The 13,959-nt window shown below is 65.9% G+C and carries 17 protein-coding genes; 12 read left to right on the top strand and 5 right to left on the bottom strand.

The features are described from left to right. Positions 1-236 precede the first annotated feature (236 nt). Positions 237-854, bottom strand: coding sequence for a pyridoxamine 5'-phosphate oxidase (gene pdxH / locus ACLB6G_RS08520; RefSeq protein WP_410355916.1), 618 nt, complete (start codon positions 852-854; stop codon positions 237-239). Positions 855-935: 81 nt separating this feature from the next. On the opposite strand from pdxH, the gene ACLB6G_RS08515 reads away from it, so the two are divergent. The 4 genes from ACLB6G_RS08515 to ACLB6G_RS08500 all read left to right on the top strand — a co-directional run bounded on the left by ACLB6G_RS08515 (position 936) and on the right by ACLB6G_RS08500 (position 3,934). Continuing rightward, positions 936-1,343, top strand: a complete 408-nt coding sequence (locus ACLB6G_RS08515; protein ID WP_410355712.1) for an RT0821/Lpp0805 family surface protein — start codon at positions 936-938, stop codon at positions 1,341-1,343. 84 nt (positions 1,344-1,427) lie between these two features. Then, entirely contained in the window at positions 1,428-2,366 is a 939-nt protein-coding gene (locus ACLB6G_RS08510) for a DnaJ C-terminal domain-containing protein (RefSeq protein WP_410355711.1), read from the top strand. Between the two features lie 99 nt (positions 2,367-2,465). Then, on the top strand, positions 2,466-3,278 hold the full coding sequence (gene fabI / locus ACLB6G_RS08505) for an enoyl-ACP reductase FabI (RefSeq protein ID WP_410355710.1): 813 nt from the start codon (positions 2,466-2,468) through the stop codon (positions 3,276-3,278). A gap of 65 nt (positions 3,279-3,343) precedes the next feature. Next, positions 3,344-3,934, top strand: a complete 591-nt coding sequence (locus tag ACLB6G_RS08500; RefSeq protein WP_410355709.1) for a histidine phosphatase family protein — start codon at positions 3,344-3,346, stop codon at positions 3,932-3,934. 64 nt (positions 3,935-3,998) lie between these two features. Here ACLB6G_RS08500 and ACLB6G_RS08495 read toward each other — a convergent pair whose 3' ends face one another. Continuing rightward, positions 3,999-4,259, bottom strand: a complete 261-nt coding sequence (locus ACLB6G_RS08495; RefSeq protein WP_410355708.1) for a DUF1344 domain-containing protein — start codon at positions 4,257-4,259, stop codon at positions 3,999-4,001. Between the two features lie 215 nt (positions 4,260-4,474). Between ACLB6G_RS08495 and aroC the strand changes: the two genes are divergently transcribed. The 8 genes from aroC to ACLB6G_RS08455 all read left to right on the top strand — a co-directional run bounded on the left by aroC (position 4,475) and on the right by ACLB6G_RS08455 (position 11,355). Beyond that, a complete protein-coding gene (gene aroC / locus ACLB6G_RS08490; RefSeq protein ID WP_410355707.1) occupies positions 4,475-5,575 on the top strand; it encodes a chorismate synthase in 1,101 nt (366 codons plus the stop codon). Between the two features lie 35 nt (positions 5,576-5,610). Continuing rightward, the gene (locus ACLB6G_RS08485; RefSeq protein WP_410355706.1) at positions 5,611-6,537 is read left to right on the top strand and encodes a hypothetical protein; all 927 of its coding nucleotides are present in this window, start codon (positions 5,611-5,613) and stop codon (positions 6,535-6,537) included. 72 nt (positions 6,538-6,609) lie between these two features. After that, a complete protein-coding gene (locus ACLB6G_RS08480) occupies positions 6,610-7,536 on the top strand; it encodes a histone deacetylase family protein (protein ID WP_410355705.1) in 927 nt (308 codons plus the stop codon). Between the two features lie 2 nt (positions 7,537-7,538). Next, positions 7,539-7,793 carry an exodeoxyribonuclease VII small subunit gene (locus tag ACLB6G_RS08475; protein ID WP_410355704.1) on the top strand — a complete coding sequence of 85 codons (255 nt, stop codon included), beginning with the start codon at positions 7,539-7,541 and terminating at the stop codon, positions 7,791-7,793. Positions 7,794-7,909: 116 nt separating this feature from the next. Next, entirely contained in the window at positions 7,910-8,830 is a 921-nt protein-coding gene (locus tag ACLB6G_RS08470) for a pirin family protein (protein WP_410355703.1), read from the top strand. A gap of 147 nt (positions 8,831-8,977) precedes the next feature. Then, on the top strand, positions 8,978-9,304 hold the full coding sequence (locus tag ACLB6G_RS08465; protein ID WP_410355702.1) for a hypothetical protein: 327 nt from the start codon (positions 8,978-8,980) through the stop codon (positions 9,302-9,304). A 45-nt stretch (positions 9,305-9,349) separates the two neighbouring features. Next, positions 9,350-10,117 (top strand): TlyA family RNA methyltransferase, encoded by a 768-nt coding sequence (locus tag ACLB6G_RS08460; RefSeq protein ID WP_410355701.1) that lies wholly within the window; start codon positions 9,350-9,352, stop codon positions 10,115-10,117. Beyond that, positions 10,114-11,355, top strand: coding sequence for a class I SAM-dependent RNA methyltransferase (locus ACLB6G_RS08455; RefSeq protein ID WP_410355700.1), 1,242 nt, complete (start codon positions 10,114-10,116; stop codon positions 11,353-11,355). Before ACLB6G_RS08460 ends, ACLB6G_RS08455 begins: the two co-directional genes overlap by 4 nt. A gap of 6 nt (positions 11,356-11,361) precedes the next feature. Here the strand turns inward: ACLB6G_RS08455 and ACLB6G_RS08450 are convergent, their stop codons facing one another. The 3 genes from ACLB6G_RS08450 to tldD all read right to left on the bottom strand — a co-directional run bounded on the left by ACLB6G_RS08450 (position 11,362) and on the right by tldD (position 13,955). Further along, positions 11,362-12,063, bottom strand: coding sequence for an NAD-dependent deacylase (locus ACLB6G_RS08450; RefSeq protein WP_410355699.1), 702 nt, complete (start codon positions 12,061-12,063; stop codon positions 11,362-11,364). A 12-nt stretch (positions 12,064-12,075) separates the two neighbouring features. Further along, entirely contained in the window at positions 12,076-12,462 is a 387-nt protein-coding gene (locus ACLB6G_RS08445; protein WP_410355698.1) for a DUF302 domain-containing protein, read from the bottom strand. A 77-nt stretch (positions 12,463-12,539) separates the two neighbouring features. After that, the gene (gene tldD / locus ACLB6G_RS08440; RefSeq protein WP_410355697.1) at positions 12,540-13,955 is read right to left on the bottom strand and encodes a metalloprotease TldD; all 1,416 of its coding nucleotides are present in this window, start codon (positions 13,953-13,955) and stop codon (positions 12,540-12,542) included. Between the last annotated feature and the right edge of the window lie 4 nt (positions 13,956-13,959).

The following is a 13,959-nucleotide window of genomic DNA, read 5'->3' as shown; positions in this document are numbered from 1 at the left end:
TTCCTTCGAGTTCGGGAGAGAAACCAGCGTAGATCGGCAGCCCTGTTTATGGCGCCTCATGGCGCGGCGTGCTGGCAACGATCTTGTGGGACAATTGCGAGATCGATCACTGCCGCTGGCCGGTGAGGCCATCTACGCGCGGCAGGAGACGTGATCCAGATGGCACCGGATCGCGGCAAATGCAAGGCATTTCAAAAACTTTTCACGCGAAGGGCCGCCCCCGCGCCCTTTCCCGTTCAGGGATAAAGCCGCGTCTTGTCCCATCCGCCATGGCCGTCGGGCGTGAAGACCACCCGGTCGTGCAGGCGGAAAGGCCGGTCGTGCCAGAACTCGATCTGCTGCGGGCGGATGCGGAAACCGGACCAGTAGGGCGGTCGCGGAATGTCGCCGACGGCATGGCGCGCGGTCTGTTCCGCAACCGCCTTCTCCAGCGCGAAACGGCTTTCCAGCGGCCGCGACTGCTTCGATGCCCAGGCGCCGATCCGGCTGCCGCGCGGCCGCGATGCGTAGTATTCGTCGGCTTCCGAGTCGGAAACGATCTCCACCGGTCCGCGCACACGCACCTGCCGGCGCAGGCTCTTCCAGTGAAAGCAGAGCGCCGCCTTGCGGGTCGTCAGGATCTCGCGGCCCTTGGCGCTCTCGAAGTTCGTGTAGAAGACGAAGCCGTCCGCGTCGAACCCCTTGAGCAGGACCATGCGCACATCGGGCAGGCCGTCCTCGTCCACCGTGGCAAGCGCCATGGCGTTCGGGTCGTTGATCTCCGATTTGGTGGCATCCTCCAGCCATTCCGAAAACAGCTTCAGCGGTTCGCCGGCCAGCGTGAAGTCACTGCTTGTTAACCCTGTTTCGCCAATAGTCATGCGTGTAATTCCTGATTGGTCCCGAGGGAGGGATGCGTCTTGCACCGTGTGGTGTCTTGCCTGTGTGAAGGGATAGTGCGGTTCGCCCGGCTTGGCCAGACGCTTGCGTTCATTCCGCTTCTGGCCGTGCTCGTGACGGGCTGCGCCTCCAGCAACATCGTCGCCGAAGCCGAGGTCGACCGCTCGATCCTGACATCGTCGGTGGGCCGCGCCGACGTGGTCAACACCGACGAGATGACCGTTCGCAATGCCGTGACCTCGACGGACATCGAAGGCCTGGCCGGCAAGCCCATTCCCTTCGCCAATCTCGACACCGGCGCCAGCGGGCTGATCACCGCCGTCACCGAGGTCAAGACGCGCGGCGTCGTCTGCCGCCGCTTCGCCGGCACGATGGAGCGCTTCGACGGAGTTTCGGCGATCCGCGGCGAGGCCTGCCTCGGCGATGACGGCGGCTGGTTCATGCGCACCTTCGAGCGCAGTTGAGGCCGGACGCCGCAGGGACTGGCAGAGCGCCCGCTTCGCCCCCATATTGAGGACAACTGTTCACGAAACCGTGATGGAAGACCCATGACGCGCGATCCCTATGATGTGCTGGGCGTGGCGAGGTCCGCGTCCGCCAAGGACATAAAGTCGGCTTACCGCAAGCTGGCCAAGAAATACCACCCGGACCAGAATCCGGACGACCCGAAGGCCAAGGAGCGTTTTGCCGAGGCCTCGGCTGCCTATGACATTGTCGGCGACGAGACGAAGCGCAAGCAGTTCGATTCCGGCGAGATCGACGCCGACGGCAAGCCGCGTTTCGCCGGATTCGAGGGTGGCGATCCGTTCGGACCAGGCGGCCCCTTTGCCGGAGGCGGCGGCGCCCGCGGCCCGCATGGCGCGCGCTTCGAATTCCGTTCCGCAGGTCCTGGCGGTCCGGGCGGCTTCGAGGCCGGCGACATTTTCTCCGACATTTTCGGCCATGCCTTTTCCTCCGGCGGGCGCACGCGGCCGCGCGGGCCGGCGGCGCAGAAGGGAGAGGACCTGAAGGCGACGCTTGCCGTTTCGCTGGAGGACGTGGCCGCCGCCGCGAAGGTCAATGCGGTCTTCCCCGATGGCCGCAAACTGGCGATCAAGCTGCCGCAGGGCGTGGAAAACGGCCAGGTGATCCGCCTCAAGGGCCAGGGCGCCGACAGCCCGTTCGGCCAGCCCGGCGATGCGCTGGTCACGGTGAAGTTCAAGCCGCATCCCCTCTTCAGGGTTGAGGGTGCCGATATCCATGCCGATCTGCCTGTCAGCCTGCGCGACGCCGTCAAGGGCGCCAAGGTGGCGCTCCAGACGCTGTCCGGCCGGATCGCCGTCACGGTTCCGCCCTGGTCGAGTTCCGACAAGGTTCTGCGCCTGAAGGGGCGCGGCCTGCCGGTCAAGGGCGGCGGGCATGGCGATCTGTTCGCCCATGTGCGCATCATGCTGCCCGAAGGCGGCGATGCGGAACTGGAAGCCTTCCTGACCCGCGAAAAGGCGTGAAACACGCCCTTTTTGCGTGGAACTTTGGCTTGAAGCCTCCGGGTGCCTGTGCGATAGGCAGGCTCCCGTTTGCTGAGGCTTTGCAGGAGACCAGACAGCATGACCGCGACCAATGGATTGATGGCTGGCAAGCGCGGCCTCATCATGGGCCTTGCCAACAACCGTTCGATCGCGTGGGGCATCGCGCGTTCGCTGAGCAATGCAGGCGCCGAGATCGCCCTGACCTATCAGGGCGACGCCATGAAGAAGCGTGTCGAGCCGCTGGGCAACGAACTGGGCGCCTGGACGGTCGGCCATTGCGACGTCTCCGACCCCGCGAGCATCGCCGCTACCTTCGATGCCATCGAGGCCAGGTGGGGCAAGATCGATTTCATCGTCCATGCCATCGGTTTCTCCAACAAGGATGAACTCGACGGACGCTACATCGAGACCACGCGCGACAATTTCCTGATGACGATGGACATTTCGGTCTATTCGTTCACCGCCGTCGCCAAGGCTGCCGAAGCCATCATGAACGATGGCGGCTCGATGCTGACGCTGACCTACTACGGCGCCGAGAAGGTCATGCCGCATTACAACGTCATGGGTGTGGCCAAGGCCGCGCTGGAGGCTTCGGTGCGCTATCTGGCCGTCGACCTGGGCGCACGCGGCATCCGCTGCAACGCCATTTCCGCCGGGCCGATCAAGACGCTCGCGGCTTCCGGCATCGGCGATTTCCGCTACATCCTGAAATGGAACGAGTACAATTCGCCGCTCAAGCGCACCACGACGATCGACGAGGTGGGCGATTCCGCGCTCTACCTGATTTCCGATCTCGGCCGGGGCACGACCGGCGAAGTGCTGCATGTCGATTCCGGTTACCATGTCGTCGGCATGAAGGCGGTGGACGCCCCGGACATCTCGACCGTGTAACCGGTCTCAGTTGGACTTCCGGGCCGTCATGCGCCTGTCGTGTCAGGCAGTGAAAGACAAGGATCATGTATCCGCTGACCTATATCGCCCGGCACGGGCAGACGGACTGGAATGCCGAGAAGCGGCTCCAGGGGCAGACCGATACCCTTCTCAATGACACTGGCCGCCGGCAGGCCGACCATAACGGCCGGCTTCTGGCAGGCCTGATCGGCGGCGGCCATGGCGCGTTCCGCTTTGTTTCCAGCCCGATGCGCCGTGCCCGCGAGACGATGGAGCGGATGCGCATGGCGCTGGGTCTTGACGCGGACGGCTACGACACCGATCCGCTTCTCAAGGAACTGTCCTTCGGCGATTGGGAGCGGCACACGTTCGAGGAACTCGACGCGCTCAATCCCGGCACGTCACTGGAGCGGGCCGGCCGCAAGTGGACATTCGTCCCGCCAGGTGAAGGGGCCGAAAGCTACGAGATCCTGGCGTCGCGGGTCGCCCGCTGGCTGGAAACGCTGGACCGTCCCACCGTCTGCGTCGCCCATGGCGGCACGATCCGCGCCTTGTTTCATCTCGTCAACGGACTGCCGGGCGACAAGGCCGCCGAGATGGAGGTCCACCAGGGCCGCCTCCTGAAACTCGAAGGCCGCCGGATCGACTGGATCTGATCTTTCGGCCCGTGGGATTGCCTGTTGAGGAAGCCGGGCGGACACGCCGCCCGGTGCGCTAGGTTCACTCCTCGATGTCCATGTCGGTGACGATGTTCTCGCCATTGATCTCGTTGTAGGACAGGTAGACTTCCATGCCTTCCTTGAGGGCCGACACGTTGATCTCGGAATTGAGCTTGTAGGACGCGCCGTCATCGAGCGTCAGCGTCATCGCTTCGGGATCGACGGAGACGATCGTGCCGCCTGTAACCTCGGCGAGTGCCGGCGTCGCAAGAAGCGATGTGGCGAGCAGGACAGCGGCGATCCGCGAAATGGTGGTCATCATGTGTGTTCCTTGACTGAACGGCCGGGCATACCGGTTGCCGGCCATGTCCCTGATCCCGGGAAGCGGCATTATTATGTCCCCGCCGTCGCCGCGCCAGAAGAAATTTCACATTCGCGATACCGCATCAAGCGTGGCGATCACGAAACCGGGGCTTCTGTCTTGCGGCGGTTTGCACTAAGAGGCGGGTCAGGCTTGGCGTCAACGGAACGAGGCACATGTCGCACAACACGTTCGGACATCTTTTTCGCGTGACCACCTGGGGTGAGAGCCACGGGCCCGCGCTCGGCTGCGTGATCGACGGCTGCCCGCCCGGCATCCGCTTCACCCGCGGCCAGATCCAGGCCGAACTGGACAAGCGCCGGCCCGGCACGTCGCGCTTTGTGACCCAGCGCCAGGAGCCAGACCAGGTGCGGATCCTGTCCGGCGTGATGACCGATGAGGACGGCGAAACCTTGGTCACCACGGGCACGCCGGTCTCCATGATGATCGAGAACACCGACCAGCGCTCGAAGGACTATTCCGAGATTGCCCGGCGCTACCGGCCCGGCCATGCCGACTATACCTATGACGTGAAATACGGCATCCGCGACTACCGCGGCGGCGGCCGGTCGTCGGCCCGCGAAACAGCCGCGCGCGTGGCCGCCGGCGCGCTGGCGCGCCTGGTCGTTCCGGGCCTGAAGGTGCGCGGCGCACTCGTCGCAATGGGCGAGAAGGCGATCGACCGCACCCGCTGGGACTGGGATGTGATCGGCCGCGAGGACAACCCGTTCTTCACCCCGGACGAGACGTCGATTCCCGTCTTCTCCGACTATCTCGGCGCCATCCACAAGGCGGGATCGTCGGTCGGCGCCATCATCGAGATCGTGGCCGAAGGCGTGCCGGCCGGCCTTGGCGCGCCGATCTATGCCAAGCTCGACCAGGACATCGCCTCCAACCTCATGTCGATCAACGCCGTCAAGGGCGTGGAAATCGGCAACGGCTTCCAGGCTGCCCGCCTGACCGGCGAGGACAATGCCGACCAGATGCGCATCGGGCCGGACGGCAAGCCGCATTTCCTGTCCAACCAGGCCGGCGGCATCCTCGGCGGCATTTCGACCGGCCAGCCGGTCATCGCCCGCTTCGCCGTCAAGCCGACATCGTCGATCCTCACCCCGCGCCAGTCGGTCGATGCTGACGGCAACGAGGTGGAGGTGCGCACCAAGGGCCGGCACGACCCCTGCGTGGGTATCCGCGCCGTGCCCATCGGGGAGGCGATGATGGCCTGCGCCATAGCCGATCATTATCTCAGGCACAGGGGACAGACAGGGAGAATCTGATGCGGACAGCGGGGGCGCTTCTTGCATTTTTTACAATGGCCGCAAATGTGGCGGCGGCCGACATCGTGACCATCGAAACGCAGACGCCGGTGACGGCGATCGAGCAGACGGCTGACGGCGTTTTCGTGACCACGCGCGCCGCGTCGTTCCGGCTCGATGCCTGCGGCGGCGCGGTGCCTTTCTGCCTTGCGCCTGCGCCGGTGAGCGGCCGGCTCGCGCCGGCTCCCCACGGCGCGCTGCCGGACGGGCGTGTTGCTGCCGTGCCATCGGGTGACATTCGCCGCGCCTGGTATGCCGAACCGACCGGACGCTACCGCCATGGCGTGCTGGGCGACCGGATCGAGGGCGGTGCACTGGCGGTCAGCGATGCCGCCGGCAATCCGCATTATTTCCGTCTGCCGCAAACCCATGTCTTCGAGGACATCACGCCGCGCATCGCGGACCTTGACGGCGACGGCACCAACGATGTCGTCACGATCCGCGCCGCGCTGGATGCCGGCGCGGCCATCGCGATCTACGGCTTGCGCGACGGGCAGCTCGTCGAACTGGCCGCGACGCCGGAGATCGGAACGCCGAACCGCTGGCTCAACATCGCGGCAATCGTCCCGGGCGACCGGGGCGGCAAGGTCATTCATGCAGTTCGCACGCCGCATCTGCGCGGCACGCTCTTCTCCGTGGCATGGGATGGCAAGCGGTTGCGGATGATCGATGATGTGGCCACCGATGTCTCCAACCACGTCATCGGCTCGCGCGAACTGGACCTGTCCTGGGCAGGCATCCTCGAAGCCGGGCGGCCCGGCGTCCTTGTCCTGCCGTCGCAGGATCGCCGGCGGCTGCGCTTCGCCCTTGCCAGCCACGCCGATATCCGCCTTCCCGGCGCCATCGACAAGGCGATCGTGAGCAAGGATGGCTGGCTAATCACGGCCACGGAGAACGGACGCCTGCTCGCCATCCGCCGCTGATGCTGGGGATGGCCGCGGATCATCCCCACCGACCCCGTAGCCAAGCGGGCGCCGGACGCCTAGAGTGAGCCCATGACAACGCGCCTTTATTCCCATCCCGTCCATGCCGAGCACCTCGTGCCGGCCGGCCATCCCGAACGGCCCGACCGCATGAAGGCGGTCGCCGAAGCCCTTGCAGGCGAGGATTTCGCCGCGCTTGATCGCGTCGAATCGCCGCTCGGCCGCGAGGAGGATATCCTGCTCGCCCATCCGGAGGACTATCTTCGCCGCGTCGAATACGCCATGCCCGAGGAAGGCATCGTGCGCATCGACGCCGACACGGCGGCCAGTCCCAGGAGCTGGGAAGCCGCGCTCACCGCCTTCGGCGGCGCCACCGCCGCGGTCGATGCGGTGATGACAGGTGCGGCGGACAACGCCTTCGTCGCCGCCCGTCCCCCCGGTCACCATGCGGAGAAAAACAAGGCGATGGGCTTCTGCCTGTTCAACAATGCCGCCATCGCCGCGCGTCATGCCCAGAAGGTGCATGGCGTCGAACGCGTCGCCATCGTCGACTGGGATGTCCATCACGGCAACGGGACCCAGGACATCTTCTGGTCGGACCCGACGGTGCTCTACTGCTCCACCCACCAGATGCCGCTCTATCCCGGCACCGGCGCGCGCGACGAGACCGGTGCCGGCAATATCGTCAACGCGCCGCTTTCGGCGGGTGCCCAGGGGGCGGACTTCCGCGAGGCTTTCCAGAGCCGCGTCCTTCCCGCCATCGACAATTTCCGCCCCGATCTGATCATCATTTCGGCCGGTTTCGACGCCCATTGGCGCGATCCTCTGGCTGAAGTGGAACTGACCGAGGACGATTTCGACTGGGCGACGGGCAAGCTGATGGACAGGGCAGGGCGCTACGCCGAGAACCGTCTCGTCAGCCTTCTGGAAGGCGGCTACGATCTCAGGGGACTGGCCGATTCCACCGCCGCCCACGTTCGACGCCTGATGAGGGGATGATCATGTCTGCCACAGGGGACAATGCCGATATCCGGGCGATGAACTTCGAGGCGGCGCTGGCCGAACTGGAGAGGATCGTGGAAAACCTGGAGCGTGGCGACGTGCCGCTCGACCAGTCGATTGCCATTTACGAACGCGGCGAGGCTCTGAAAAAGCACTGCGCCGAACTGCTCAAGGCTGCGGAGGACAAGGTGGAGAAGATCCGCCTCACGCGGGATGGTGAACCGGCAGGCACCGAACCGCTCGATACCGAGTGAACGTCAGCTTCCTCCTTGTCTCTGTCTGGTTGACAGTCCATCCCGCCTGGAGGGGCTGCGCCATCCGGTTCCCTGGCCTTATCTGTCGGTGACGGAAACCAGAAGGGAGCATCGCCATGAGCTTTTTCCCCGGCAAGGACCCAAACCCGCGTGATGTCGCGGCCATCGACGCGATTGAACTGATGGTCGTGCCGAATGCGAAGGATATTGGCGGATTCGAGGTGCGCCGCGCGCTGCCGTCGGCGCGCCGCCGGATGGTCGGCCCCTTCATCTTCTTCGACCGCATGGGGCCGGCGGTCCTGCGCGACGGCATCGCCATGGATGTGCGCCCGCATCCCCATATCGGGCTTTCCACGGTCACCTATCTGTTTGACGGCCAGATCCGCCATCGCGATTCGCTGGGCACGGAAATGGTGATCGTGCCGGGCGACGTGAACCTGATGACCGCCGGGCGCGGTATCGTGCATTCCGAGCGCACGCCGGAGGAAATGCGCACATCCACCATGGACATGCACGGCTTGCAGACCTGGCTCGCCCTGCCCGAGGGACTGGAGGAAACGGATCCGGCCTTCGCGCATACCACCGCCGCCGACCTGCCTGAACTCGACGGCGAGGGCGCCCATGCCCGCGTCGTCATGGGGACCTTCTACGGCGCCACATCGCCGGTGCGCCAGCATCACGAAACGCTCTACGCGGATCTGCGGCTGGAACCGGGCGCGACGGTGACCATTCCGGCAGAGGCCGAGGAACGCGCCCTCTATACGCTGGAAGGCGAGATCACGATTGCCGGTGACACATTCCCGCCCGACCGCCTGTTGGTGTTGCGTCCTGGCGACGTGATCGACGTGCACGCCGCGCGCGGCGCGCGATTCATGCTCTTCGGCGGCGCCTCCATGGGATCGCGGCGCTATATCTGGTGGAACTTCGTTTCGTCCTCCAAGGAGCGGATCGAACAGGCCAAGGAAGAGTGGAAGACCGGCCGGTTCGACATCGTTCCGGGCGACGAGGAAGACTTCATACCGCTGCCGGACGCCTGACGGGCCGGCCGTACTGCCTTCAGGCCTTCTTTACTGTCTTGGTTGACGCGAAATTCACCAATGAATTTCGTATTTTACACACTTTGTCTGTTCCCTGAATATTAGCCCGGACCGGTTAGGTTCCCTGCAAGGACAGGGAGCCAAAAAATGAAAAGAACACTGATCGCAGTCTTGGCCATGCAATGCGCCTGGCTTGCCCATGGCAACGCCGCGCCGGTTTATGACCGCAACCTGGAGGAAGCCGCGAAGCGGATGGTGGCCGAGCGCATCGGCGATGTCGCCGCCGTCCTGCGCGGCACATTCGATACGGGGCAGAAGCCGGAATACTCCCTGCCGCAACCCCGGCCGGAATTGCGGCACGGGCCTTCGTTCCGCCCGGTCCGTGGTCTTCCCCCTGCTGCCAGGCCCCTTCGGTCCGGGCAGGTTTCGGTGGACCGGGTGATCCTGACAGGTTCGGTCATTCCGCAAGACTGAAGCCCAAGCCTTGCCAATGCCGCTGACATGCGCCTATCAGGGCGCATGAATGCTGCCGTCACCACTTCCGAACGGATCCGCCTCGACCAGCTTCTGGCCGAGCGTGGCCTGTTTGCCTCGCGCTCGCGCGCCCGCGACGCCATTGCGCGCGGCACCGTGGCGGTCGACGGCGTGACCGCCGCCAAGCCCGGCCAGATGGTCGAGGCCGGTGCCGCCATAACCGTCACCGACCCGGCACGGGCCTATGTCTCGCGCGCAGCCCTGAAGCTGGCGCCGGCGCTCGATCATTTCGGCTTCGACGCAAGGGGCGCCCATGCGCTCGATGTGGGCGCCTCGACCGGCGGCTTCACGCAGGTCCTGCTGGAACGCGGCGCTGCCCGTGTCACCGCCATCGATGTCGGCCACGGCCAGCTTCACCCCGATATCGCGGCCGATCCGCGCGTGACCTCAATCGAGGGGCTGAACGCGCGCGACCTCACCGCCGACCATCTTTCCCATGACGCGCCCGACCTGATCGTCTGCGACGTTTCCTTCATCTCGCTGAAGCTGGCCATGCCGCCGGCGCTGGCACTGGCCGCGCCGGGCGCGCGCTGCCTGCTGCTCGTCAAGCCGCAATTCGAGGCCGGCCGCCAGGCCATCGGCAAGGGCGGCCTTCTGAAAGACCCCGCGCAGGGACCGGCGATTGCCGAAGACCTCCGCCGCTGGCTTGACGGCCAGCCCGGATGGCGCGCCCTCGGCATCGCGCCCTCCGCCATCGAGGGCGCGGACGGCAATCGCGAATTCCTCCTCGCCGGCATCAGGGACCGCGCATGACCATCAAGGCAACCATCGACCATCTCGGCGCCCAGGGCGACGGCATCGCCAACACGCCGCAAGGACAGGTCTTCGTGCCCTTCACCCTGCCCGGCGAAACGGTCAATGCCCAGCCGGCCGGCAAGAAGCACGAGGTGCTGGCTGTGCTTGAGGCTTCGCCCGAACGCATCGATCCGGTCTGCCGTCATTTCACCGCTTGCGGCGGCTGCCAGTTCCAGCACTGGCAGGCAGAACCCTATCGCGCGTGGAAGCGCGCCCTCGTCACCGATGCGCTGAAGGCGCGCGGCATCGAGGCGCCGGTCGGCGACCTCGTGACCTGCGGTCCGGGCGAGCGCCGCCGCGTGCAATTGTCGGCCAAGCATGGCGAGGGCGGCGCCGTGCTCGGCTTTCACGGCCCCTATTCCTACAGCCTGTTCCAGGTGGAGGAGTGCCCGGTCACCGACCCGCGCATCGTCTCCGCCCTGCCGCAATTGCGCCGCTTGGCGGCTGTCATTGCGGGCCTGTCCAAACCCTTCCACATGATCGTGACGGTGACGGACACCGGCCTCGACATCGCCATCCGCAAGTCCGGCAAGCTGCCGGAAGCCGAGCGCAAGCGCGCCGCCCAACTCGTGCTGGAAAACGGCTGGGCGCGCCTGTCCGTCGATGGCGAGATCGTGCTGGAACCGGTCAAGCCGCAGATCCGCTTCGCCACGGCCACGGTCGTGCCGCCGCCCGGCGGCTTCCTGCAGGCCGTGCCGGCCATCGAGGCGGCCATGGCCGGTGAAGTGATCGCCCATCTTGGCAAGGCGAAACAGGCCGCCGACCTGTTTGCCGGGGCAGGGGCCTTTGCCCTGCGCATGGCGGAACGGATGCAGGTCCACGCCGTTGAAGGCGACGGCCCGGCGCTGGCCGCCCTCGATGGCGGTTTCCGTTCGACGGCCGGCCTGAAAAAGGTGACGGTCGAGCGGCGCGACCTGTTCCAGCGCCCGCTCCTGCCGCGCGAACTCATCGGTATTGACGCGCTGGTCTTCGATCCGCCGCGCGCCGGCGCGGAAGCCCAGGCACGCCATCTGGCCAAGGCCGATGTCCGCAAGGTCGCCGCCGTGTCCTGCAATCCGGTCACGCTGGCGCGCGACCTGGAGATCCTGATCTCCGGGGGCTACCGGCTTCTCTCGGTCACGCCCTATGACCAGTTCCTGTATACCGCCCATGTCGAGGCGGTCGCATTGCTAGAAAAGCCGGTCAGGCGGCGCTGAGCAGGGTCAGCCCGCCAGCAGCCGGTCGACCCACCGCGGCACGATGGTGCCGGCCGGCCCATGCTCGGCTTCGGCGAAATCGGAAAAGCCGAGCGAGGGCTCAAGATTGAGTTCCAGCGTATGGGCGCCGGCCCGCCCGGCTTCCTGCACGAATTGCGCCGCCGGATAGACATTGCCGCTGGTGCCGATGGAAACGAACAGGTCGCAGGCATTCAGCGCCGCGTAGATCCGCTCCATCTGGTAGGGCATTTCGCCGAACCACACGACATCGGGCCGCATGAAGCCCCTCGAGCCGCAAGCGCCGCAGACCGAAACGGCGGAAAGCGCGTCTCCCGCGTCGCAGCGGATGTTGCAATTGGCGCAGAAGGCGCGCGTCAGTTCGCCATGCATGTGGATGAGCTTTTTCGACCCCGCCCGCTCGTGGAGGTCGTCGATATTCTGCGTTACCAGCAGGAAATCGCCACCGAATTCCCGCTCCAGCCGCGCAAGGGCCTCATGCGCCGGGTTCGGCTTCACCGTGGCCAGGCCCGCCCGGCGCTGGTTGTAGAAGTCATGCACAAGGGCGGGATTGCGGGCAAAGCCCTCCGGCGTGGCGACATCGTTCAGGTCGTATTTCGACCAGATACCGTCCTTGTCGCGAAACGTGTCGACGCCGCTTTCCGCCGAGATTCCGGCCCCGGTCAGGATGACGATGGACGATGGCGTCATGCGTGGCCCACCTCAGATCGCCTCGACGGCCTTGGCGAGCATGGTGCGCACGGTCCCCGCCACCGCCGAAAGGCCCTCGTTCCCGACCGCCTGCATGGAGGCGACCGGATCGACGGCGCTCACCGTCACCCCCTCATCCGTGGCGCGGACGATGACATTGCACGGGAGCATGGCGCCGATCCTCGGCTCCAGCTTGATCGCCTCGTTGGCCATGCCGGGATTGCAGGCGCCGAGGATCAGGTAGTCCGGCATGTCGACGTCTATCTTCTTCTTCATCGTCGCCTTGACGTCGATCTCCGTCAGGACGCCGAAGCCGGCATCCGCCAGCGCCGACCTCGTGCGCTCGACAATGGCGTCAAAGTCGCTGCCGGTGAAGGTGCGGTCGATCGTATAGGCCATGGAAAGCTCCTCTCAGGATTGCATCACCCCGTGAATACATGAACCGCAATGGCGGTTCCCGCGGGGCATCTGCCCGTTCAGTGTTCGGTGCCACCCACCGTCATCGCGTTCATGCGCAGGTGCGGCTGTCCGACGCCCACCGGCACGCCCTGTCCGGCCTTGCCGCACATGCCGATACCGGTGTCGAGCGCGGGGTCGTTGCCGATCATGGTGATGCGCTTCATCGCCTCCGGCCCGTTGCCGATCAGCATCGCGCCCTTGACCGGATAGGTCACCTTGCCGTTCTCGATCATGTAGGCCTCTGTGCAGCCGAACACGAACTTGCCCGATGTGATGTCGACCTGCCCGCCGCCGAAGGAAACGGCATAGAGGCCCCGGTCCACAGACGCGATGATTTCCTCGGGCGTCCTGTCGCCGCCGGCCATGAACGTGTTGGTCATGCGCGGCATCGGCTGGTGGGCATAGCTCTCGCGACGCCCGTTGCCCGTCGGCTTCATGCCCATCAGGCGCGCGTTCTGCCGGTCCTGCATGTAGCCGACAAGGATGCCGTCCTCGATCAGCACGTTGTGTCCCGAGGGCGTGCCCTCGTCATCAACGGTCAGCGAACCGCGCCGTTCGGCGATCGTGCCGTCATCGATCACGGTGACGCCCTTTGCCGCCACCTGCTGCCCCATGAGGCCCGAAAACGCCGAGGTCTGCTTGCGGTTGAAATCGCCTTCCAGCCCGTGGCCGACCGCCTCGTGCAGCATGACGCCGGGCCATCCGTTGCCCAGCACCACGTCCAGCGTGCCCGCCGGGGCAGGGCGCGCCTCCAGGTTGACAAGCGCCTGGCGCAGCGCCTCGCTGGCCGCCGTCTGCCAGGATTCCTCGGCCAGGAATTCGCCGAAGCCCTTGCGGCCGCCCATGCCGTGGCTGCCGGTCTCCTGCCGGTCGCCATCCCCGGCGACGACAGATATGCTGAGCCGCACAAGCGGGCGGATGTCGCGCACCAGGTGGCCGTCGGCGCGCAGGATCTCCACATGCTGCCAGCTCGCCGCCAGCGAAGCCGTCACCTGGCGCACCCGCGGATCCTTCGCGCGCAGCCAGGCGTCGATGGTCTCAAGCAGGCGGGCCTTCTCGCCGAACGCCGGGGATTCGATTGGATTGAGGTCGCCGTAGAGCTTCACATTGGTGCCGGCCGGCGCCACGTCCGCCGTGCCGCGGTAACCCCGCGTGACCGCCGAAACGGCATCGGCGGCATGGGAAAGCGCCTTGCCGGTCAGTTCCGAGGCATGGGCGTAGCCGGTTGCCTCACCGGCAACAGCGCGCAGGCCGAACCCGGTCTCGGTGTTGAAATTCCCCGTCTTGAGCCGCCCGTTGTCGAAAACGAGCGCCTCGCCTTCGCGATATTCGAGATAGAGTTCACCGTCATCGGCCAGGGCGAGGCTGTCCGATACAACCCGCCTGACGGCGGCCTCGTCGATGTCGAAACGGCTGATCAGGCTGTCGGTCATGCAA

The organism is Zhengella sedimenti, from assembly GCF_046506625.1.
Classification (GTDB): Bacteria; Pseudomonadota; Alphaproteobacteria; order Rhizobiales; family Rhizobiaceae; genus Zhengella; species Zhengella sedimenti.
This window is presented reverse-complemented; position numbering and strand designations above follow the sequence as displayed.